General features: G+C 59.8%; 16 protein-coding genes. 7 read left to right on the forward strand and 9 right to left on the reverse strand.

The genetic code is table 11. The features are described from left to right. The first annotated feature begins 14 nt into the window (after positions 1 to 14). The 4 genes from RIB87_RS04765 (at position 15) to RIB87_RS04780 (ending at position 3,782) form a co-directional block, all read left to right on the forward strand. Entirely contained in the window at positions 15 to 890 is an 876-nt protein-coding gene (locus tag RIB87_RS04765; protein ID WP_350144050.1) for a crotonase/enoyl-CoA hydratase family protein, read from the forward strand. 13 nt (positions 891 to 903) lie between these two features. Then, positions 904 to 1,329, forward strand: coding sequence for a DUF1330 domain-containing protein (locus RIB87_RS04770; RefSeq protein WP_350144052.1), 426 nt, complete (start codon positions 904 to 906; stop codon positions 1,327 to 1,329). Between the two features lie 70 nt (positions 1,330 to 1,399). Then, positions 1,400 to 2,893 (forward strand): CHASE2 domain-containing protein, encoded by a 1,494-nt coding sequence (locus tag RIB87_RS04775; RefSeq protein WP_350144054.1) that lies wholly within the window; start codon positions 1,400 to 1,402, stop codon positions 2,891 to 2,893. Continuing rightward, positions 2,871 to 3,782, forward strand: coding sequence for a hypothetical protein (locus RIB87_RS04780; protein WP_350144056.1), 912 nt, complete (start codon positions 2,871 to 2,873; stop codon positions 3,780 to 3,782). Before RIB87_RS04775 ends, RIB87_RS04780 begins: the two co-directional genes overlap by 23 nt. A gap of 18 nt (positions 3,783 to 3,800) precedes the next feature. Here RIB87_RS04780 and RIB87_RS04785 read toward each other — a convergent pair whose 3' ends face one another. Genes RIB87_RS04785 through RIB87_RS04795 form a run of 3 tightly spaced genes read right to left on the reverse strand, consistent with a single transcriptional unit; the run spans position 3,801 to position 13,674 of the window. Next, on the reverse strand, positions 3,801 to 6,839 hold the full coding sequence (locus RIB87_RS04785; RefSeq protein ID WP_350144059.1) for a CHAT domain-containing protein: 3,039 nt from the start codon (positions 6,837 to 6,839) through the stop codon (positions 3,801 to 3,803). Beyond that, positions 6,836 to 11,914, reverse strand: coding sequence for a beta strand repeat-containing protein (locus RIB87_RS04790; RefSeq protein ID WP_350144061.1), 5,079 nt, complete (start codon positions 11,912 to 11,914; stop codon positions 6,836 to 6,838). The genes RIB87_RS04785 and RIB87_RS04790 overlap by 4 nt, the downstream gene beginning before the upstream one ends. After that, positions 11,911 to 13,674, reverse strand: coding sequence for a ShlB/FhaC/HecB family hemolysin secretion/activation protein (locus RIB87_RS04795; RefSeq protein WP_350144063.1), 1,764 nt, complete (start codon positions 13,672 to 13,674; stop codon positions 11,911 to 11,913). The genes RIB87_RS04790 and RIB87_RS04795 overlap by 4 nt, the downstream gene beginning before the upstream one ends. 216 nt (positions 13,675 to 13,890) lie before the next feature. On the opposite strand from RIB87_RS04795, the gene RIB87_RS04800 reads away from it, so the two are divergent. Further along, positions 13,891 to 14,403, forward strand: a complete 513-nt coding sequence (locus RIB87_RS04800) for a tellurite resistance TerB family protein (protein ID WP_350144066.1) — start codon at positions 13,891 to 13,893, stop codon at positions 14,401 to 14,403. A gap of 25 nt (positions 14,404 to 14,428) precedes the next feature. Here the strand turns inward: RIB87_RS04800 and RIB87_RS04805 are convergent, their stop codons facing one another. Then, positions 14,429 to 15,523 (reverse strand): M14 family metallopeptidase, encoded by a 1,095-nt coding sequence (locus RIB87_RS04805; RefSeq protein WP_350144069.1) that lies wholly within the window; start codon positions 15,521 to 15,523, stop codon positions 14,429 to 14,431. A 111-nt stretch (positions 15,524 to 15,634) separates the two neighbouring features. On the opposite strand from RIB87_RS04805, the gene RIB87_RS04810 reads away from it, so the two are divergent. Next, positions 15,635 to 16,279 (forward strand): glutathione S-transferase family protein, encoded by a 645-nt coding sequence (locus tag RIB87_RS04810; protein ID WP_350144072.1) that lies wholly within the window; start codon positions 15,635 to 15,637, stop codon positions 16,277 to 16,279. 24 nt (positions 16,280 to 16,303) lie between these two features. Here the strand turns inward: RIB87_RS04810 and RIB87_RS04815 are convergent, their stop codons facing one another. Next, entirely contained in the window at positions 16,304 to 18,223 is a 1,920-nt protein-coding gene (locus RIB87_RS04815) for an alkyl/aryl-sulfatase (RefSeq protein ID WP_350144075.1), read from the reverse strand. A gap of 128 nt (positions 18,224 to 18,351) precedes the next feature. Between RIB87_RS04815 and RIB87_RS04820 the strand changes: the two genes are divergently transcribed. Further along, positions 18,352 to 18,933 carry a class I SAM-dependent methyltransferase gene (locus RIB87_RS04820; protein ID WP_350144078.1) on the forward strand — a complete coding sequence of 194 codons (582 nt, stop codon included), beginning with the start codon at positions 18,352 to 18,354 and terminating at the stop codon, positions 18,931 to 18,933. Positions 18,934 to 18,941: 8 nt separating this feature from the next. On the opposite strand, the gene RIB87_RS04825 is transcribed toward RIB87_RS04820, so the two are convergent. The 4 genes from RIB87_RS04825 to RIB87_RS04840 are packed head-to-tail and all read right to left on the reverse strand — an operon-like array spanning position 18,942 to position 22,368. Continuing rightward, positions 18,942 to 19,871, reverse strand: coding sequence for an alpha/beta hydrolase (locus RIB87_RS04825; RefSeq protein ID WP_350144080.1), 930 nt, complete (start codon positions 19,869 to 19,871; stop codon positions 18,942 to 18,944). Between the two features lie 28 nt (positions 19,872 to 19,899). Continuing rightward, positions 19,900 to 21,087, reverse strand: coding sequence for an acetyl-CoA C-acyltransferase (locus RIB87_RS04830; RefSeq protein WP_350144083.1), 1,188 nt, complete (start codon positions 21,085 to 21,087; stop codon positions 19,900 to 19,902). A gap of 43 nt (positions 21,088 to 21,130) precedes the next feature. Next, positions 21,131 to 21,979, reverse strand: a complete 849-nt coding sequence (locus tag RIB87_RS04835) for a hypothetical protein (RefSeq protein ID WP_350144086.1) — start codon at positions 21,977 to 21,979, stop codon at positions 21,131 to 21,133. Continuing rightward, a complete protein-coding gene (locus tag RIB87_RS04840) occupies positions 21,976 to 22,368 on the reverse strand; it encodes an MAPEG family protein (protein ID WP_350144088.1) in 393 nt (130 codons plus the stop codon). The genes RIB87_RS04835 and RIB87_RS04840 overlap by 4 nt, the downstream gene beginning before the upstream one ends. Positions 22,369 to 22,397 lie beyond the last annotated feature (29 nt).

The following is a 22,397-nucleotide window of genomic DNA, read 5'->3' on the forward strand; positions in this document are numbered from 1 at the left end:
TTGGAGACGTTCTCATGACAACCCGCACAACTGAATGCTTTGAGGTTTCGATTAAAGACCACATCGCCCATATCAGGCTCAACCGCCCTGAAAAGCGCAACGCTATGATCCGCTCGTTCTGGTCGGAACTGCCGCAGATCGTCAACGGGATTGACGCGGAAGCCTCGGCCCGCGTGATTGTATTGTCATCCACCGGCCCGCACTTCACCAGCGGCCTTGATGTATCGGCATTTGGCGGCTCGGAGATTGCGCCAGGCGCGGAGGGAAATGACGCCGACACGAAACGCAAGGCAAAGCTGACGGCCGGGCAGGCGTTCTATCAAAACGTGCTGGGGATGCAGGATGCGTTCTCCGCACTGGAAAACTGCCGCATCCCCGTCCTCGCCGCCATTCAGGGCGGCTGCATCGGCGGCGGCGTTGACCTTACAACGGCCTGTGACATGCGCTACTGTACACAGGATGCGTTCTTCACGATTTACGAAACCAAAATAGGCATGACGGCAGACGTGGGCACGTTCCCGCGTATCGTCAAAATCCTGCCCGAAGGCATCGTCCGCGAACTGGCCTACACAGGTCGCCGCATTCACGCAGCCGAGGCGAAAGAAGTCGGCCTCGTCAACCGCGTCTTTGCGGATCACGCCACTATGCTGGACGGCGTGATGGAAATCGCCCGCGAGATCGCCGCCAACGCGCCGCTGGCGGTGGCCGGATGCAAACGCCTCATCAACTACTCACGTGACCACACAACGGCTGACGCGCTGGACTACATCGCCATCTGGAACGCCTCCATGTTGCAGACCGGCGAAATTATGGAAGCCATGACCGCGAACGCAGAAAAACGCGAGGGCGACTTTGCCGACCTCCCGCCAAAGCGCTCCATGGGCGCATAGAGGACCACACGCAATGAAAGTCGAAAACCACATCATTCCCGGTGATGACCAGATCAGCGCGATGATGAATGATCCGGGTCCCTCTGGCCCCATCGTGATGGTCAACCTGTTGAAGTTCCGCGACAAAGCCAAGTATGCCGACGGCAGCAACCCGCATATGTCCGGTCGCGATGCCTATGCGCTGTATGGTGCGGGCGTCGTGCCGCTGGTGGCAAAGCATGGCGGGCGAATGATTTTTTCAGGCCCGACCACCTTCCTGATGCTCGGCATGGTCGAAGACCTGTGGGATCAGGTGGCGTTGGTTGAATACCCAACGCGCAAGGCGCTGTTTGAGATGTCGTCGTCACCTGAGTATCAGGCCATTCACCATCACCGTGACGCAGGACTTGAAGGCCAGCTCAACATCGAAACCACGCCGGACTTCATGATCAGCGGATAGCCGGGTGCCTCCGGCCCCACATTGGGTTAGGATTGGCCTGACTGGTGGGGCATATGGAGAGCCGGGGACTGTGAGCAGATCCACAGCGCAGGGCGCACAAGAGCCTGCGGGCCGGGCGAAGCCTGAGAAGCTGATTGAAACCGACAAGGGAATGTTCGACGCGAACTTCCTCTTGAGCCTGGCTCTGGCGCTCATCGTCTGGGCGATCTTACGCACGCCTGAAGGCTGGCAGACTTTTCTGGGTGAAGCGGACCGCGAAGTGCTTCAGATCGCGTTTGAACTGCGGGTCAACCAGACCGTGCAGGGCACCGGCCCTATCCTGTTTTTGAACCTTGATGAAAGCGTGTGGGAATCGGATGAAACCGACGGTCCCGCCCTCGCCTACGCGCCGCGCAAGGTGGTGGCAGACATGCTGGAAGCCGCCTACGGCATTCCCGGTTTTCCACGCCCCAAGGTGGTTGTAGCCGATATTGATTTGTTCTGGCGCACCCCTGAAGAAGAACAGGAAGCGCGCATTGACACGATCCTCACCCGGTGGGGCGCAGATGCTGACGCGCCGCTGCTCGTCATGCAGCGAGAAGTGGTGGATGGCGATGGCCACCGCGACCAACCGGCGCGCGCCAGAGGCTCCGCCCGCGAACAGATTTTGGCAAATGCCCCGGCGCAGAACATCGTCTGGTCCGTGGCACAAATCACCGGCGACGAAATTATCGGCGCGCGCTATTTCGCACACTACCTGTGCGTCAAAGGCCAGAACGGCCCTGAGGTTGTTCCCACCACAGCGCTCTATGCGATCGCCGGGCGCACGGCCGCAACGGCACACGAAGCAACAGCGCTTGTTGACCGCGCCATGACAAACCCGCGCCGTTTTTGTGTCGGCGAAACAGACAATCCTGGCTTCACCCTTGAGCGCACAGACCGCGACACGCTGGTGTTTCAATCCCAGGAAAGTTTCATCAACTACTCAGCCCATCCCGGCAACGACCCCGTGACCGAACCATCGTTGGTGGCTGCAGACATGTTCTATATCCCCGCAGGCTTTGCCAATGCACCCATGGTGTCCGGCCTCGCATCAGGCGGTGGCATTGTCATCATCGGCTCAGCTGCCACCATGGCCCGCGACCGCCACATGACACCCTATGGTCAGATGGGCGGCAGTATGGTGATTGCCAACATGATCCGTGGCCTTGAAGAAGGCGGCGAAATCCGGCGGCTTCACTGGGCTGTTGACGCTGCCATGCTGACGATTTTCGTCACCATGATTGTGGCGTCCTTCTGGTATGCTCGCATTGCCCGTGACTGGATTGGCCCCACGACCGGGCGCCCGCTTTTTCAGCGAATTATCCGTTGGCCAATTAAATTGCTGACCAACCCGGTTATTGTTAAGCTGTTGATTGGGGTGGGGATTTTCTGGGTCAGTACATTTGCCAGCTATCTCCTGTTGGACAACGGAATCTGGGTCAGTTTTGCCGCGCCCGCCTATGTGGCCGCGCTCAACGAAGCCCGCGAAGACTTTGAAGAACTGATGGAGAACTTGCGAAATGCGCGCACTAACGCAGCTTAATCTTGCAGCATCCAGCGCTTTGGTACTTGGTGCATTCATTGCGGGTACGGTCGCCACCGGCACCCGCGCCCACGCAGCCGTTGGCCCGTGCTCAACCCCGACAGTCGCCTTCGTCAAGGATGTGCAGGGCAGTGACACCAGCGTGCGCATCAGCCGGAACGGTGCTGAAGGCGCACTTGGCGTATTTTCGCCGCTGTGTGAAGGCGATGTGCTGAAACTTGGCTCGTCCGCAGACCGCGTGGTCGTTGCGGTTGCCGGTGCCAGCGGCCCACGCGAATATCGCGGACCCTCCAGTCACACGATCGGCGGTGCTGAAACCGCATCACAATCTGTCAGCGAGATCATTGAAGGCCGTCTGCTGCCGCTGGGTGATCGCATGGTGGCGCAGGGGTTGGGACGGGCCGCAGAAGAGTTCACGTTCGGCCTGCTGGATCTTGAGGCGGAAAGCGCGCAGATCCGCTCCGGCTTCCGCCCGCTGTGGGTCGGCTGGATCGGCGGACAGGCCCCGTTTGAACTGCTGGTGCTCGACCCCGAAGATCGCATCTTCGCATCCACCACCCTGTCTGACACCTCCACCACCATTGCCGCGCGCGACATTGTGCCGGGGCGCTATTCAATTGTGGTAAAGGACAGCTTCGGTCGCACCAACCAGACATTTTTCGATGCCGTGGAAACGTCTCCGCCTGCCCCTGACGTAGCAACACCCACATGGATGGGGACAGATACAGCCGCCATGTTCGCAGCCTTCTGTGTCGCTTCAGAAGACCCGTTCACCTGGTCGTATGAAGCAGCCCAGATACTCGATCAGGCAACCGACAACGGGCTTGACCGTGATGCGGCACTGGCCCTGCTTGCCTCAGGCGATACGGCAGCACTCTGCCCGCTCTAAACAGATCGTTTCAGACTGCTAACTGCCCGCCGCCAATGCGTGAGTGGCATCACCAATCACGACATAGGGTGCCCAGTAATACGGGTGCGCAGTATCGCTTTGTTCCATCAAAGATGTCTGAGCATTGCGCAGCGCCAGATGCATGGCATTGCCGCGCGCTTCAGCAAAAAACTGCGTGGTGACGGCATCCGCTGCTTTGTCATCCGCCACCCAGTGCGTGGCCAGCACGGCGCGTGCGCCCGCATAAATGAAACTGCGCACCAACCCGTCCAGCTGAGCGCCATCAAACAGCGCGGCAAGCCCCTCCGCTCCTTCGCCCGTGCGTGCCGTATCGCAGGCCGCAAGAAAAACCAGATCGGCTGAAATCTTCATGTCGAGAATTTCAGTTGCTGACAACAGCGCATCGCCTTCGTCGCCCATGCTTGTCAGCAGGGCAGGCTCGGTAATGCAAAATCCATCGCCAAAAAAACCATGCGTGACAAATACCAGCACCTGACTGTCGCGCACCGACGGATCATTCAGGACCGACTGCTCGGTGAAATTGCTGCCTGACACGGTACGTCGGTTGAAACCGCGCGCAACGCCCGGCGCAAGCGGTGTCAAAGGTGCCTGGAGGTTTGGCTGCCCCGCAAAGACGCTGCCGCATCGCTCAGGCCGCCCGGCCGCAACCATCCGCTTGGCATAGTTGTTGATCCAGTCATCAGTGTTGCGCGGCGGCGGCGGCGGACCAAACACCGTAATGCCGCCCGTTGCCGGCTCGCGCTGGGTGCGCCGCGTCGCCACAAAACTGCCGGCGCTCGGCGCTGAAATAAACGCATAATCCCGCGCCAGCCAGGCAATGCTGCCATAGTCGCGGTCGCGCATGGCCCCACCATCTGTCGGAAGCTCTGTTACCAGGGCCGCGGGCGGCATGGACCCCATGGAGCCGCGCGGTGAAAACACAAGTGTCTCAACGCCCGCCGCCTTCATGTCATCATGCACCGGGCCGAACACGCCGAGAAAAACCTCATGCGCCTGCGCCACCGCATAAGGAACCGTGCCGCCGCGTCGGCTGCGTAATGTCAAACGCAATCGCTTTATCAGGCGTGAGGCTTCATCACTTGTAAGATCAGTCCGGAACGGTCGCACAGCACCGTCAAACACCGCATAACCAAACCCGCCCGAACTGGTGGCCGAGAACGCAACAAACGCTTCACCGGGCCGCACCGCATCCACGAGGTCCTGCGCAGACGCCCCCTTGTTGACGAGCTGCATATATTGCGGCTGGGCCCGGCGGGCGGCATCCTCCGCCTCAAGCAGGGCTGTTTCGGCTGCATCTGCAAGCTCGCGCAACTCCGCCAGCCGTTGCGGATCGGCGCTGCCTGCTTCTTCCTGCAACAGCTTCTGGGCATCAGCCAATGCTCGTTCCGCATCCTGCAGAACGCGAATCTCAACCGCCGCCGTGTCGGATGAAAGGCGGGCCGCAGCCTGCGCCATCGCGGCGGCAGCACGCGGCTCAACCACATCTTCAAAGGCATTGAGATATTCAAGCGTGGCCGCCGTATTGACCCCGCCCTGCGCGCGGTCTGCGAGCAGCGCCAGATACTCACCCGCCCTGTCTGGTGAAACACCAAACGACCCTTCGACGTTGGAATAAAGCTCAAACGCCTCCCGATATGACGCAAGCGCCGAGTCGGTATCACCCTGAGCCGCCTGCGCACGACCCAGGCTGGACAACAACTGCGCCGTCAACAGCGAGCGCGGCTCGCGCGTGCGCCAGTCTGCCAGAATAGATCTAAGCTGCGCCTCCGCTGATCCCGCTCGTCCGGCGCGCAGAGCAATCAGCGCGCGCTTTTCACCAATCAGCGCCTGCAACCAAGCCGCTGAACCCGCCGGGGCCGCAGCCACCCGCGCAGCGGCCTCATCCAGCGCCTGCGCTGCGCCCTCGCGCCCACGCAAATCAAGTACCGCCGCCAGAATGTAGGCTCGGTGCGCCTTGAGCACAGTGGCACGGATGCCCGGTTCAAGTTCGCTGTCCGAATAGAGCGGCGGCACATCCTGCCCGCGCCGCTGGTTCACAAACTCAGCCGCCCGCGGACTGATGCTGCTCAGCGCCCCCGCCGTCGCAAACTCAAAATCAGACACGTCACCGCTTGTCTGTGTTGAAAAATCACCCTCGGCAAGCGCCTGCGCCTCCCGCAGAGAGCCTTTGTTGAGCAGGTGTACCGCACGATAGTTCACCAGCTTGTCGCTCAACCACGGCGTACCCAGTTTGCTGAGCAGAATGTCGTTTTCATCCAGCAGCGCCTCGGCTTCGGCAAAGCGGCCCTGGCTCGAAAGATTGAGGGCCAGATCAAGGGAAATGTCGGCACGGCGTACCGGGTCCCCGCCAAACAGGCCATCCTGAATGGAGGCCGCCCGCGCAAAGTCTTCCGCCGCGAGCGCAAACCTGAACGACGCATTGCGCTTGTGTCCGCGCCGCCGCAGAACCTCCTGATCCTGCAACGCCACAACACCAGGCAGGCCTTCAATCTCACTTGCCGACAACTCAACCGGCGCTTCCTTGCCTACAATTGCCGCAACCCCGCGCCGCATCACCGGCAACAGCGCCGGCAACCCACGGCCCGCACTCGCAAGCCCGTTGCCCGCGTCACGCACCGCAACGTCGCGAAACAGGTCTCCGGACGAACTGCCCGGACACGACAATCCACCCGCGATGTCAGTATCATCCGTAGGCTCGCTGCAGCCGGACATCAGGCCTGCAAGTTGCGCCTCACTTTCCTCGGGAAACACCTGAATGACGCCAGCGGGCCTGCGCCACGCGCCACAGAAAACATCATACTGGGCACCAAGCCCTTCAAGACTCACATCAACACGTCGGGTAGCCCGGCATTGTTCAGCATCCGCACTGACCCCAAGATCAAGCGCCTCCGGCAAACCGCTGGCACTGGCACCACCTGCCCCGAACCCAACGCCGTCGGCAATGGTTTCACACCCCGCAACAATACCCGCCGCGCATACCAGCATAAGCAGCCGCATCGACAGGGACGCCACAACAAAGCGGTTGGGAAATATCACTGACCAATCCCCCACAAGCCTTCATTACCAGCGCCCGCAACGCCGCCCAGGTCATCATCCTCATCGTCGTCATTATCGCTGTCGTCTTCAAAGCTGAAAAACACCGTGTTGGTGAGACTGCTCAGTGCGCTGTTGCGTGACCGTGCGCTCTCCTGAGCCTCGCGCAGAATGGCAATAGAACAGCTTGACGAGTCGCCAATCACACACAGGTTGAGACGCAGCTCGCCATGCTGCGTAAGACCAGGCCCCAGAATATTGGGCTCAAGACCTGCTTCAAAGCCGGTCACGCGCTCGCCGGCTGTATTGATGACAACTCCGAAAAGATTGACCCGCTCAGGCCCGGTCGCAGCTTTCTCTATCGTACCCTCACCTATGGGCGCCTCACCAAAAACAATGCCCGCGCCTTTCGACCCGGTGCCGGTATTCAACTGTGCAATTTCGCCCGGCGCGAACAACCGCAACTGATCAACTGCGATAAACACATGATCCTGCGTTCCGCCAAAGCGTGCCAGATCAGGTTCGCCAAGTGTTGCCAGATCAAGCCCGCCGGGCGCTGCTTCAAACGCTTCCAGAAACTTCTGCGTGCCGATCACAATGTTGTCGGCACTTTCAATCCGCAGCGACTTCAGCCGTTGGCCAAGACCGGCACCCCCGAGTGATCCGGAAACCAGCACCAGCTCAGGACGCGCCTGTGTAGAGCCATCGACAAAGCCAAGCTGAAGGTTGGGCAGGCCGCGGATGTTTCCGGCTGCGATAATCCGCGCATTTGCATCTGCCCCGAGCACCAGCGACTGAAGCGACGTTGGGTCAAACGTCGCGTCCAGCAGCGCCAGATCATTGTTGCCCGCGTCAAACTGAAGCCTGGATGCAGCGATTCTTGTCAGTTCAGATGCGTCCAGCGTAAAGCCTTGCGGGCGGCGCAGCGTCACTCCGTCTGTACCGCCGGACCCACCCAGAATGATTGTGTTGCCCGTTCCCGACGGTGACAGATTGAATTGATCGCCCGCGGAAATCGTGCCGGATAGGTCAAGGTCCAGCACCGTCAGTGTAATGCTGCCCGATGACGCGATCTCGTTGATGATAGCAGTGCCAGCCGGCGCCTCAATGAGCACAATGCCACCTGCCGCATTGACGTTGCCGGCCACATGCACGTTGCCCGTAAGTGCTTGTAGCGTTGCCGTACCACCAATCGGAGAGGTGCCTGTCATGGTGACCGACCCGCCAATGGCAGACAGATTATTCAGTATACTGACATTATTGAGCGTAAGCGGTCCGCCAAGCGCTGTAGCGGAAAGTCCCCCGGCTGGCGCCATGACTGCGCTTGTCGGACTACCGAACAACCCGCCGCTCATGGCATTGAGGAGCACATTTCCCTGGCTCATCAGCGTGCCGGAATAGTTAATTGCCGCCGCCTTGATCGAGATGTCGCCCGGCACCTTGATGCCCTCAACCGACGCTGCGCCGGTTGCCGTCAGGTCCGCATTGCCCGCAACCGATATCATGTCGCCACCTGTCGCGGTGATGCCGCCTGCGGTCGCGTCAAGATCCAGGCCAGTGCCCGCATTGACCGGCCCCGTCAGCACGATCGCGCCCCCATCCACATCAAACAGGCCCGGCGTTGAAATATCTCCGGCACTCGCAGCAAGGCTCGCGGTTCCCGTGCCGGCGTTGATGCTGCCGGTCATGTCAATGTCGGTGCCACCAACCGTCACTCCCGTGCCGCCCGAAACACCCGCCACGTCAACTGCGCCAGCGCTTGAGACAACCCGCGCAGTAGTGGCCGCAGATACATCGTCCACGTCAATGTTACCCGTCGCATCAATGGATGCTGCACCTGTGGTCGCCGTCACGTTGTTGGTCGTTACGGTGCCGTTGTCTGCGTCGATATCTACTGTCGTGCCAGTCGTCGTCCCCGTCAGGCTGACACTGTCACCGTCAATATCGATGGCACCTGCCGATGAGATGTTGTTGGCACCACCGCCGGATGCGGTCACCGAAACCGCACCGGCAAGTGACTGAAGCGACCCGTTGGTACCGGTCAGATCAACGTCAGTGCCTGCTACAGTGACACCGGTTCCGCCGGAGATATCACCCACATCAACGGCGCCTGTGCCCGATACAACACGCGCGGTCAATACAGCCGAAACGTCATCAACATCGATATCGCCCACAGCATCAATTGAGACCGTGCCGGTCGTGGCGGTGACGTTGTTCGCCGTGACGGTTGTCGTATCCGCGTCAATGTCCACGCTCGTGGCATTGACGGCGCCGGAAATCACGACGCTGTTGCCATCAACGTCCATAGCGCCGCCCGCACTGATGTTGTCAGCAACGCCAGCACCGGACGCCGTCAAAGAAACAGCACCATCAGATGACTGAACAGACCCGTTGGTGCCTGTCAGATCCACGTCCGTGCCGGAGACCGTGACACCCGTAGTGCCGGAAATATCGCCCAGATCAACTTCGCCGGTGCCTGAAACCACACGCGCCGTCGTCGCACCGGAGACGTCATCCACATCAATGTTCCCGGTTGCATCAATCGAAGCAGCGCCGGCAGAGGCCGTCACACTATTCGCGATAACCGTGCCGTTGTCTGCGTCGATATCAACTGTCGTGCCGATCATCGCTCCCGTCAGGCTGACGCTGTCACCGTCGATATCAATGTCACCCGCCGATGAGATGTTGTTGGCACCACCGCCGGATGCAGTCACCGAAACCAAGCCGTTGGTTGATTGCAGCAACCCGCCCGCACCTGTCAGGTCAACATCCGTGCCTGAGATTGTGATGCCCCCGGGGCCGGTCACATTGCCGACGTCCACCGCATTGGCATTGGCAATAACCTGAACGGTGCCTGTGCCGGTGACATTGTCCACGTCAACCGGACCTGCAATTGACCGCACCACCACCACGCCGCCACCCGAAATGTCACTTGCCGTTGTTCCGGCGGCGCTTGTGATGTCAAGATTTCCGACTGCACTCGTTGCGCCTGAGAGCGTCACGACAGCACCATCAATATCAATGGCACCGGCGGACGAAATGTTGTTGGCCCCACCCCCGGTGGCAGTGATCGCGGTGACGCCACCGCCAGCGATGACCCTGCCGTTGGGTCCGGTCAGATCGACATCCGTGCCTGAAATCGTAACGCCAAGGTTGCCGGTCACATCACCAACATCAACCTCGCCAGCGCTCGACACAACACGCGCGATACCCGTCGCGGTAGCTGTTACATCGTCCACGTCGATATTGCCGGTTGCATCAATGGAGACACTTGTCCCGGTGGCCGTAACGGCGTTGGCGGTAACGGTGCCGTTATCCGCATCAATATCGATGGCCGTGCCGGTGGTCGCGCCTGACAGGACAACGCTGTCGGCATCAATATCTATGCCTCCCGCAGCCGAAATATTGTTGCCTGCACCGCCGGTGGCCGTAACCGATACCACACCGCCGGTTGATTGCAGCGAGCCACCTGCGCCCGTCAGATCAATATCTGTTCCCGACAACGTGATGTTGTTGTTGCTTGAGATATTGCCAACACTCACAGTGCCCGCCGCAGATACGGCCTCCGCAGACTGACTGGCTGTTATGTCGCCCGTCGCAATGTTGCCGGTGCTGCCGATGCGGAAGAACTGAACGTTGACGTCATCGGTTGTGACCGTCCCCGGCACAAAGTCGATGACCCAGGCCGAGGTCGCACCGGTGACCGGACCTGACAACACAACATTGGTGCCTGCATCAATATCGACAATGCCGCCGACCTTGGAGATATCGCCCGCTGTGGCCGTCAGTGACACTGATCCCGCCGTGCTGCGCACCACTGTTGTAGCGCCAGTGGTATTGCCATTGGCAAGGTCAATGTCGCGCGCGGTAACAGACAGATCACCGCTTGAGGTGAGTTCCGCAGCGTCCACATTTCCGTTGGCAGCACTCACGGTCAGTGATCCTGTGGTCGCGCGAATATCCGCCACAAGCGTGACATCACCGGTTGTGCCGGTGATCGCCACCGTGCCCGGTGTGCTCAGCATACTGCCGCCCGTGCTCAGCGGGCCTGCGCCATTGCCGATGGTTACCGCCGTGCCCTGAACAGTGGCTGTTCCTGGTGCAACGATGGTCATGTTGTCCGTCTTGACCGCATCTGTGGCGGTGGCACCCACAACACCGGCCGCTATGTCCGAGCCGCCCAGCAGCATCACGTCACCAGACAACGTGCCAACATTCTGTGCTTCCACCAGGCCTTCCATGTTGAGGAAGGCCCCGCCGCCGACACGCGACGCATCGGCGATTATCCGCCCGCCAACGGCACGACCGGTGGACGTTTGGTGCACCACGTCGCCACCCGCAGCAGCCGTGGTGGAACCACCATCGATGATAAAATCAGTGACCAGCAGTTCGTTGAAAGCACCAGCGTTGCGCGACGTACTGGCAAACTTGATGCGGAATGCCTCAGCGCCACCCAGCAGCACGTCGCCGTGAGATGATGTCAAATCACCTGCATTGCTGACCATCGGCGCCACCAGTGCAAGAAGGCCAGTCGTGTCCAGATCGGCCCCGTTGGCAACCATGATGGCACCTGTGCCGCCGGTATCCGTAAATGTGAACGTGCCCGTTGTCGGGTCGGTTGCCATGAATGTTGCAGTGTCGATATCAGCCGTCGTGGCCAGCAACGCACCCACATCCACATTGGCATTGGCACCGAAAGCAACACCTGCGGGATTGAGAATCCACACATGCCCGTTTGACTGCAAAATCCCGTCGATGGTGCTTTGCGCGACGGGCCCCGTCACCTTGTTCACCGCAATCGACTGATTGTTGAGCTGGTTGAAGAGGACTGTGTCCCCGTTGTCGATGTTGAACGAGTCCCAGGTGATGACAGTGCGAGGATCCGTTCCGGTGTTGACCGTAACATCTCCGCCCGACGGCACGATGCTGCCGCCGGCTCCGCCTGCCACAAATACTCCGTTGGCTGGCGTTGCGCGTGCGGGAGACGCAAGAAGCGCCATCAACGAGACACTGCCCAACAGGCCGATCATCAGATTGCTGACTGTCCGGCTGCGGTTCCGGGAGGGACGGTACATCATTGTGTGTCGCCCCCGGAAAACAGACCGTTGGGCACAAAACCAGCCGCCACTCCAGCAGCCGCTCCATATGCGTCTTTGGCCAGGTGCCCGATGTTTGCAGTCAGCGAAAACAGCACACGGGGGCCTTCCACACCCTCGCCCAGGCCACGCGGCTCCCTGAGTGGTTGCGCATAGGTGAACTCGGCTCGCGCATACTCGGCAATATCCACGCGGGTGCCTACGCCCCATGAGGCCAGCGTGCGCCGTTCAACCGCAAAGGCATCCCGGTTCCAGTACTGGCCGACATCAAAGAAGCCGAAAAACTCTACATGGGTGCCATCGTTGAACGGACGGTAGCCAAGCCCGCTGAGCTCAAACGCACCGGCAATCGCCGAGTCACCCGAGGCGGCACCAGGGTCATAACCACGCACAATCGTATAGTTGCCGAACGAAAACTCCTCCACCGCCATCAAGGGGTCGCGGGCATGTTGCCCGGTGCCGCGCAGATCAAGCCGAAAGGTTTCATAGGTTGGCGACGTGATGTTCGTTTCCGCCAGCAGCGACCATGCGTTAGGCCGTGCTTCAGGCCGCGCAAGATTGGCATCACCCTTCTTGCTGGCCCTCAGAATGCCAACGCCCTTGCGTGCTTCGACCCATGTGTCGAACGACCAGCCGTCCCACTTGGACTCGGTTTCAGCGCCCAGATACACAACCCGCACCCGGTCGTCACTCAGCAGCACCGTTTGCTGAAACAGCTCGCCCTTGAGGTCTGAGTAGTCGAGGCCGCCATACATTTCCACCAGCGAAGTACGGTCCCGGTAAAGCGGATGGCTGACCTCGATTTTGCCTGTAATGCTGCGTGACGTAGCCCCAAGCGTCGCCACATTGCCGCTGGGTTCAGCTTCCCCATAGGTGCCTTCGATACGCACCTTGAGACCGGAGCCCGTTAGCGCCCGCTCATAGGCAAGCTGCCCGACAAACTGTTCGCCCCATTCGCGCGTGGTAAAGAACGAAGCCTGAAGTTCATCCCCGAACAGCGCAATGCCGGGTATGCGAACCAGCGCGGTCGCCCCCTCCCGCCCCAGACTGGGAGACCCCCAGTTATGCATATTGATGAGAAAACGCGGCTCTTCACGTTCAGCCTCTGCAATGAGGCGCATCGTGCCTGGTCCCTGCGTACCGCGCGCAAGCGACACACGGGCATTCAACCCCGGCACATCCGACAACGCGACCACCGCCTGCTCGACCTGCGACACCGGCACCGGACCAAGGCCCTCAAGTTTGGCAAGCTGCGCTTCCGCCTGACGCTTGGCCACAGCGCTGTCACCCAGCACAACAATGCCTTCAATCTGCCCTTCGATCACCTGAAGCGTGATCGCACCGTCCTCCACTTTCTGGGGCGGTAACACCACACGCACATACGGATAGCCCGCGTCGCGGAAAATGCTTTCCATACGCGTGGCGATTGCCCGCAAATCTTCAAGGGTGACAGTGCTTCCGGTCAGACCATCGGCAGCAACCAGCAGTTCAGTATCTGAGACGCCGGTTTGCTGCGGCAGGTCGCTGACCCGTTCAATGTCGATGCGCTCAAGCGTCAGGCGGGGAGCCGCAGCGTCGGCGGTGACAGGCGTTGTAGCCGTGGCATCCGCAGGACCGGCACCCATAGCAGGTAGCAGCGAGCAGCCCCCTGCGAAGCCGGCCCAAACCACCGCCAGTGCCAAAATGGCAAAATGCCGCACGAAATGCGCCCCCAGACCCAAGAACCCCGTGATGAATTGCATTAACTGCAAGTCCCGGACCTGCCACCCCCAAAGTGGTCAACCGATTGCTGGCGTTCCCAAGCGTTGAAATCTATAGACTTTTGCGCGGATTCCCATCCCAAAAGTTACGAAAAGCTTAACCATGTGCCGTATTGGCACAGATCACAGCACGACACGCGCCGCCCCCACGACGCGGCTTCAATGCCTGTCATCAAATATTCACGGCAAGACAGTGCCATGAACCTCGCGTATCAGCTTGATGACCCCTTATATGTACGGCGCGAAAACGGCCAATTCCGGCAGGGGAACACCATGATTGATGCTTTGAGAAAACTGCTCACAAACCCGACGACGACACTGCCGGACGAAAACACGGTTGCGATCGGCCTGCTCATGGAGGTTGTCCGCATGGATGACGACTTCGACGCAGCCGAGCGCGCGGCCATCAGAGGCATCCTCACCCGGCGGTTTGGGGCCAGCGAAGCAGAAGTGGCAGACCTGATGTCCCTTGAAGCCTCAAAGCCACCGACAACCTATGATGACAACCAACTTTTCAAACAGATACACACCAGCTGGTCCAAAGATCAAAAAGCTGGCCTGATAGAAATCCTCTGGGAAATTGCATTGGCTGATGGCGAGCTTCATCGCTTTGAAAATCATGCGATTTTAGCGATTGCCAACCAGCTTGGCATGGGCCAGGCCGATCTGGATGCCACAAAGGCAGCCGCGAAGGCACGCCTCGCAGATTGATACAGAACGCCGTGCAAATTGTCGCTTAGGACAGCGCCTGCTGTACCGCCTGCCTTGTCTGCTCGAACACTGTCTTTTTCCAGGCCGCATCGTCAGGGTAAAACGCATCCCGCATAAGCTGCTTGATCGGCACAGCCCTGTCGCCGGTCGGGTCGGTATGCAAGTGAAGCCAGTTGTCAAACCGCAGCGCTGTCAGCACGCTCACCGGGTCCTGGGTGCCAAACTCAAGACCGATGCCTGCCGCCTCGACACTGCCGGGCACCTCGGTAAAAAACGCGCTTCCCGTATCGCCGCTGACAGCGGCCGACACCGATGTGCCACTGCCCAGATCCGTTACGTCATCGCCCCAGATGGCCTGCGCCCGGCGGACTGCCGATCCATCGCCAAGCCCCAGCTTCTCGCCGTGGCCATAGGGACCAAGGCCGGTGTGAATATCAATCAGCCGCACCTGCGCAGGGGCCTGCATGTAGGTCTGCGCCAGCTTGCGGAACATGCTGTTGGACCAGCTTGGCAGTGTGCCCCCGTAAAACAGGCCATCGGGATGCACATACTGGCCACCGCTCACCGCCTGACGAAAACTGTCCATGCCGTGCTCGCCGATCCACGCCAGCACCGCCGCATCCCACTCCTGCGGGCGCTCGCCATAGTCTGCCGGCGCGATCAGGTCGTGGATGGCGGAATAAGCTGAACTGTCGGGATAGGCATTAGCCGCGTGGTCCACAAAATTGCGGTTGAGGTCGATGTTACTTTCGTTGACCCGCCGCTGATAGGAGAAGCCAAATGGATTGAGCGCATGGGCCAGTACCACGCCGGTGCCGCGCGGCAGATCATCAAACGCGCCATCATGAATGAGCGCGCTCTGGCAGCCCGACCCGCAATACCCTTCAATGCCGTGGGTGCCGGACATGATGACCACAAGGCGCTCCGTGTCATCCGGCCCGATGCGCACCACATCGGTATAAAGCCCCTCACCGTTCACACCCATTACCGTCGTATTGCGGTGGCTCTCGACGGAAAACTCTTTGGTGGCGCAGGCCTCCAGAAACGTCGCCCGCGCCTCTTCGTAGCTGGCCGAAAAGAACCCCGGCACATCATCCAGCCTCACCCCTGACCCCGCCATCCGCATTCACTCCCCTTTATGTGGTTTTAAAACGCAGTTTGCGAACAAGGCCCCGGATATGCAAAAGCCTTAGACAAGAAATATCAAAACGTTTGTTCAGGAGACACGCCCATGACCATCCGCCTGTATCACTGCAAAGGGGCCCGCTCGATGCGCGCCGTGTGGTGCCTCGAAGAAATGGGCCTCGATTATGACCTGGAAGTGATGCCGTTTCCCCCGCGCGTGTTCCACAAACAGTTCAAGGAGGTAAACCCGCTCGGCACCATCCCTTATCTGATCGAGAGTGACGCAGCGGACCCCGTTGCCGACAAGAACGCCATCCGCATGACGGAAAGCAGTGCCATCTGCCACTACCTGGTGACTACAAAAGGCCCGTCACCCCTCAACGTCACACCGGATGAACCCGACTACGCCGAGTTCCTCAACTGGCTCTATCACTCAGACGCCACCATCACCTTTCCGCAGACCGTGATGATCCGCTACACGATTGTGGAGCCCGAAGAACGCCGCCTGCCGCAGGCGGTGGAAGACTACAAAGGGTTTTTCCTCGGTCGCCTGCGGATGCTGGACACAGCCCTGGCGGACGGTCGCACCTATCTGGTCGCAGACCGTTTCACCATCGCCGACATCGCCGTCAGCTATGCGGTGTATCTGTCCACCACGCTGGGCATCACCGAAGCCATGACCGACAACATCAAGCCCTGGTACGAGCGCGTGACAAGCCGCGATGCCTTTAAGCGGGCGGTTGAGCTTTAGCGCCCATTGCCGGCTCCCCGTCGGCTAGCTCCACGCGGGGCGGGGCGTCACAATCGGCCATTTTGGACTGAACCTGTCGAACAGACCTGCAAGCTCTGCAAACGCCAGCGCTTCGCCATCAATGGCAAGCGCCCCTTCGCCCATCAGCGTGGCGGCATCCTTGATCTGCAGCATCAGCAGTTTGAAGTTGAGCGTCGAGAGCTTGAGCGTTGCTGTGGGTTTGGGGTTGCTGCGATTTGGAAAATAGTTCAGCACGCAGTTTTCAAGCGTTAACTCATAGGCCTCACCCGTATCGGTGAACTCAAAATTGAAGGCATAGGCCTTGCCGTCAGCCTTGGGACCGTTGAGCCGCACGGCCATGGCCTGAAACAGATTATCCAGCGGCATACCCGCTGCCATGCCTTCGCTTACTTCAAGCGGGCGACTGTCCGGCACCCCGTGACGCAGCTCCATGGCACCGGACAGATAGAAGTTGCGCCATGGGCCTGATTCAGCCTGATAGCCCATCTGCTCCAGCGCATCCGCCAGCAACAACCTGGCATCCCCATTGTCCGGATCCGACATCACAATGTGGTTCAGCACTTCAGCAACCCAGCGATAGTCGCCCTCATCAAAAGACGTTCGCGCCTGCGCAATCACATTGTCTGCACCGCCCATGAACTTCACGTAGCGCGCGCCCGCGGCCGCTGCCGGGTGAGGATGCAGCGTGGCCGGGTTGCCATCAAAGTGGCCCAGATATTTGACGTACACAGCCTTCGCGTTGTGGTTCAGCGTGCCGTAGTAACCGCGATTGTAAAACTCCTTGGCCAGCGATGGCGGCAGCGCAATCTGCTCTGCAATCTCTTCCTTGTTGTAGCCGTGGTTGGCCAGCCGCAGCGACTGATCGTGGATGTACTTGTACAGGTCACGCTGCTTTTTCAGGTAGTCCACCGCCGCATCGCGGCCCCAGATCGGCCAATGGTGGGAGGCGAACTCCACCTCCAGCCGGTCGCCAAACAGATCAATGCTCTCGTTGATCTGCGCTGACCACGCCAGCGCGTCGCGCACCTGCGCCCCGCGTGGCGTATAAAGATTGTGCATGTGGTGCGACGTAATCTCCGACATGCACAGCGCTTTGAACTGCGGGAAGTAAAACACCATTTCAGCGGGCGCTTCGGTGCCCGGGGTCATCTGGAACTCAATCTCGATCCCGTCCAGAACGCGCGTTTCGCCGGTCTTGGAAATAATGTCGTTGGGTGCCACAAACCCTGTGGTGCCCATGGAGAGCGCTGCCCCAAGCCCGGTGGTCAAAAAGCCCTTCGCGTCGGGCTTCAGCAGGTTGCCATACATGTAGGTGGCACGCCGCTGCATCACAGGTCCGGCGAGCACATTTTCCGACAGCGCTTCATGGGTGAATCCTTCCGGTGTCACCAGCGGCACTTTGCCTGATGCAACATCCGCCGGATCAACAACGCCTAACGTGCCGGCAAAATGGTCTGCATGGCTGTGGGTGATGATGATCGCCGTCACCGGGCGCTCGCCCAACTCCCTGTTGGCAAGCGCCAGGGCTGCCGCAGATGATTCCGATGACGTAAGCGGGTCAATGACAACCCACCCCGTGTCGCCTTTGATGAGCGTCATGTTGGCGATATCAAACGAACGCACCTGATAGATGCCCGGCACCACCTCATACAGCCCGTGGTTCAGCCCGTTGAGCTGCGCCTGCCGCCACAGGCTGGGATTGGCGCTGTCAGCAGCCTCACCTTGCAGAAACTTCACCGCCTCAAGATCATATGTCACCTTGCCGTCGCGCTCGCGGGTAATGGTGATCGGGTCAATCGAGGCAATGAACCCGCGCCGGGCGTTCCCAAAACTGGCCTGATCTGCAAAGTTAAGACTATCCGCTATGGCCTTGTTGGCCTTGCGCGTGGCAACGGTTGCTGATTTCTGGCTAGTATCGGTCATCGTGTTCTCCCTGTAACAGCCGCCCTGTAACAGCGGCCCAGTAACAGCGGCAATGACACGAAAACCCGCGCTCACCGCATTATTTTCTGCCAATATGCACGCCAATTACCCAGCACGCCACGGATTTGATGACAGACATTACCAACCAGCCAAAAGGATCAGGCACTGCGAGCTTCATCTGGCAGTTTCTGCGCAACCCCAAAAGCGTTGGCGCCATTGCCCCATCAGGCAAAGTGCTGGCAGGCAGAATGGCGGCGGGCCTTGGTGCCGCATCAAGGGTGCTGGAACTGGGCGGCGGCACCGGCACACTAACGCAGGCCATTGTGGCGGCAGGCGTACCTCAGCCAAACCTGACCGTCATCGAGATGAACCCGGATTTCATCCGTTCCCTGACGGCCCGGTTTCCCAATGCACACGTGGTGGACCACTCAGCTTTCGAAATTGATACCCTGCCCGCCGACGCCAGCAATCTTGATGCAGTCATCAGCGGCTTGCCACTGGTCAACATGTCACCGGACAACCACCGCGCCATCATGCGCGGGTCATTCAACAGGCTTGGCGACGGCGGCTTTTATCGTCAGTTCACGTACAAGCCAAAATGCCCCATCAGCCAGACTGTACTAAACGAGTTTGGCCTCACCGCACGCTATGAAGGCATGGCCCTGCGCAATGCACCGCCAGCATTCGTGTACCGTATTGAGCGTGCCTGACAGCCGGACTAAGCGCCGTTCGCCTTGAAGAATGCAGCCAGCTTTGCCGCCAGTTCATCCTGACGGGTGGCAGAGAAAAAATGCCCGCCTGTGTAGGTATGCACATCCGGCGTATCATAAAGCGCAATGGCTTCCTCGACAGTTTCAGCAAGTATTTCCGGGTCATCGGTTGCATACACAAACTGTGTGGGAATATCAGCAGCCGCAATGGCTGCATGGTCTTCGAGGCGGCTGGACATGGCATCACCCACAAACATCTGCCGCATCATCCGCTCGGTGCCCTCAACTTCAAACTGCTGCTTGAAGTGAGTGACCACACGGCGCTGTTCATCCGTGTCCGTCCCAAAACTCTCGCCGCGCTCAATGATGGCAGGCACAACAATAACGCGGCTGAAAAAGCGGTTGGCTACGGGTACACCCAACATGGCACCCAGCCCGGTGCTCTCAACTGAAATGAGCGGTACCTGAAAGCCAAGCGCCCGCACACGCTCAGGGTGGGCCGCCGCAAACCGCGCAATGACAGCCCCGCCGAATGACACCCCGTAAAGCGCGGCCCGTTCAATTTCCAGATGATCCAGCAGGCCCAGAAGCTGGGTACGCATCATGTCGATGGTAAAGGGCGCCTCCGGACGATCAGAAAACCCGCGCCCGAACTGGTCATAGGAAATGACACGATAGCCCTGCGCCAACAGCGGCGCGTAGTAGGCCTCATAGGCAATGGACCCAAGCGTGGCCCCGTGCACGATGACCAGCGGCACGGCATCCTTCGGGCCCATGTCCTTGTACGCCGTCACGCCACCTTCAAGCGGTACGGTGAGGTAGCCGGAGCCATCGCGAAACTCAGCCGCCAACATACTCTCGCGGTCAGCGCTTACGTAGAGGATGCCGAGCACCACCACCAACACACCGACCGCGCCGCCAACCAGATACTTCCACATATCGCTTCCCCGCCTGATGGCAGTGTTTCTAGTTCAGCATCTCAAGCGCAATGGCGGTTGCTTCACCGCCACCAATGCACAAGGACGCAACGCCCTTGGTTTCGCCGCGCTTACGCAATGCATTCATCAGAGTCACCATAATACGCGCACCTGACGCACCCAGCGGATGACCCAGCGCACACGCGCCGCCATGCACATTCACCTTGTCATGCGGCAACCCCAGGTCATGCATGGCTGCCATGGCCACAACCGCAAAGGCTTCGTTGACCTCGAACAGATCAACATCGCCCGTCTGCCAGCCCGCCTTGTTCAACACCTTCTCAATCGCCTTGACCGGCGCCGTCGTGAACCATTCCGGCGCATGGCTGTTGGTGGCGTGGCCACGAATGGCGGCGATCGGCGTCAGCCCGCGCTTTTCAGCTTCCGACAGACGCATCATCACAAACGCTGCCGCACCATCCGAAATAGAACTTGAGTTGGCGGCCGTCACAGTACCGTCCTTGCGGAAAGCAGGCTTGAGGTTCGGGATCTTTTCAGGCGATGCAGTAAACGGCTGCTCATCGTGGCTGATCGTCACTTCGCCCTTTCGGGTCTTGATGCTGAGCGGTGCTATCTCGCCATCAAAGCTGCCGTCTTCATTCGCTGTCTTGGCACGCCTGAGACTTTCAATCGCATAGGCATCCTGCGCCTCGCGGGTGAACTGATATTTTTCAGCCGTGTCTTCAGCAAACGTGCCCATGGCACGGCCCTTGTCATAGGCGTCCTCCAGACCGTCTAGAAACATATGGTCTTTAATTTCGCCATGGCCGATGCGCATCCCGCCGCGCGCGTTGGGAAGCAGGTAGGGTGCATTGGTCATGCTCTCCATGCCGCCCGCCACAACAATGTTGGATGACCCCACCAGAATGCCGTCATGTCCAAGCATCGCAGCCTTCATGCCGGAGCCGCACACTTTATTGATGGCCGTCGCGCCCGCTTCATCGGGAATGCCCGCATTGCGTGAGGCCTGGCGCGCCGGAGCCTGCCCGGTACCAGCGGGCAACACGATGCCCATAATCACCTCGTCCACCTGGTCAGCGGCAAGGCCCGCATGTCCAAGCGCTGCGGCAATGGCGTGGCTACCAAGCGCTGTGGCTTCAACGGCGGACAACTCACCCTGAAAACCGCCCATGGGCGTGCGCATGGCACCAACAATGACAACAGGATCTTTTTCCATGGGGTTTCTCGCGCTTTCATTCGAAAACAATGCTGCGCGGGTTCTAGCGCACGCGGTTTGCCATTGAAAAGACAAAGCTGTCATCGCGATCAATCATGATGTCAGCCCGCGCCGGCATTTCGTCCCATATCGCAAGCGTAAAACGCTCATAATGCGCCACAAACCGGCGCACGGCGGCTTCGTCCATTATCGGCTTGTCAGGCGCGCCCGCCGCAAGCCCGCGCTCCTGCCTGAGCCGGGACTGCACCACACTTTCAATGCCCGGCACCCGGATCAGGATCAGCGGATCAAGTGATTTCCACACCGGCCAGTACTCGGTGGCAAGGGTGGCATTCCACCACCGCCACCAGTGACCCTCGCCATCAAGTTCTGCCTCCAGCGCATTGATCGGCCCCCGCCATGCGTCAACGTTTTGCGGGCGCGCGCCAACACACCAACCCTCAAACAACACAATGTCCGGACGCCCCGTGTAGATCGCCCACTGCGCGCGCGGCAAACGATCATCATCCAGCTTGGAAAAGACCGGGACGGGTGTTTGTGTCTGCGGCGTCGCAACTGCCAGCGCCCCAAGCGTTGCAGCATAAAGCAGAATGTCATGCGTGCCCGGCACACCGCGCGTGGCACACAACGGATGTATGGTTTTGGCCAGCCTCATGCGGTCAGCGCGCGGCAGATAAAAATCATCAAGCGAAAGTGTCACCGCCCGCTTGCCCCGCGCTGCAAGTTCTCTCTCAAGCGCATGGGCGAGCGTTGTCTTTCCGGAGCCTTGCGCCCCGCATATGCCCGCAACAACCAGCCCGTTTTCAGCAGGCTCCGCCGCCATCAGCCTGTCAGCCAACAGCGGCAGGAGCTTTACGAGACTGGGGTCAGTTTCAGCTACGACAGCACTCACGCAACCGTCATGACAGCCGCAACCACCAGCGCGATGCCGGCCAGATAGGTGCCAAGCGCGCCAACAGCTTTGAGCACATGCGGTTTTTCAAGTGTCGCACAGGTGAGAAACCCGATCACCACCAGATACCGGCTGACGGCTGCAATGATCATCGCCCAGCCAACCCATGCGGCCACGTCCTGCGTGCCCAGATACAGCATCAGCACTGCAAGAATGGGCACGAACTCAGCCGCATTGGCGTGCGCCCGCACAGCCTTGTTGAGACCGCTCGTCGGATCAGCCTCGATGCCGGTAATGACATTGGTGCGCCCGCGCTGGATCGAGACCCAAAAACCCAGAACAAAAATCAGCAGCGCCATGGCGGCAATGCAGTAAATCGCGATGGTCATGTTTAGTCCTCTCCACGATCATGTCCCGC

The sequence above is a fragment of the Pyruvatibacter sp. genome (assembly GCF_040219635.1).
Classification (GTDB): domain Bacteria; phylum Pseudomonadota; class Alphaproteobacteria; order CGMCC-115125; family CGMCC-115125; genus Pyruvatibacter.

Bases quoted from the DNA above. Each gene is read 5' to 3' on its own strand.
- RIB87_RS04765 (WP_350144050.1), top strand. From the start codon at position 15: ATGACAACCCGCACAACTGAATGCTTTGAGGTTTCGATTAAAGACCAC.
- RIB87_RS04840 (WP_350144088.1), bottom strand. From the start codon at position 22,368: ATGACCATCGCGATTTACTGCATTGCCGCCATGGCGCTGCTGATTTTT.
- RIB87_RS04810 (WP_350144072.1), top strand. From the start codon at position 15,635: ATGACCATCCGCCTGTATCACTGCAAAGGGGCCCGCTCGATGCGCGCC.
- RIB87_RS04795 (WP_350144063.1), bottom strand. From the start codon at position 13,674: ATGCAATTCATCACGGGGTTCTTGGGTCTGGGGGCGCATTTCGTGCGG.
- RIB87_RS04780 (WP_350144056.1), top strand. From the start codon at position 2,871: ATGCGCGCACTAACGCAGCTTAATCTTGCAGCATCCAGCGCTTTGGTA.
- RIB87_RS04820 (WP_350144078.1), top strand. From the start codon at position 18,352: ATGACAGACATTACCAACCAGCCAAAAGGATCAGGCACTGCGAGCTTC.
- RIB87_RS04825 (WP_350144080.1), bottom strand. From the start codon at position 19,871: ATGTGGAAGTATCTGGTTGGCGGCGCGGTCGGTGTGTTGGTGGTGGTG.
- RIB87_RS04770 (WP_350144052.1), top strand. From the start codon at position 904: ATGAAAGTCGAAAACCACATCATTCCCGGTGATGACCAGATCAGCGCG.
- RIB87_RS04800 (WP_350144066.1), top strand. From the start codon at position 13,891: ATGAACCTCGCGTATCAGCTTGATGACCCCTTATATGTACGGCGCGAA.
- RIB87_RS04815 (WP_350144075.1), bottom strand. From the start codon at position 18,223: ATGACCGATACTAGCCAGAAATCAGCAACCGTTGCCACGCGCAAGGCC.
- RIB87_RS04790 (WP_350144061.1), bottom strand. From the start codon at position 11,914: ATGATGTACCGTCCCTCCCGGAACCGCAGCCGGACAGTCAGCAATCTG.
- RIB87_RS04830 (WP_350144083.1), bottom strand. From the start codon at position 21,087: ATGGAAAAAGATCCTGTTGTCATTGTTGGTGCCATGCGCACGCCCATG.
- RIB87_RS04805 (WP_350144069.1), bottom strand. From the start codon at position 15,523: ATGGCGGGGTCAGGGGTGAGGCTGGATGATGTGCCGGGGTTCTTTTCG.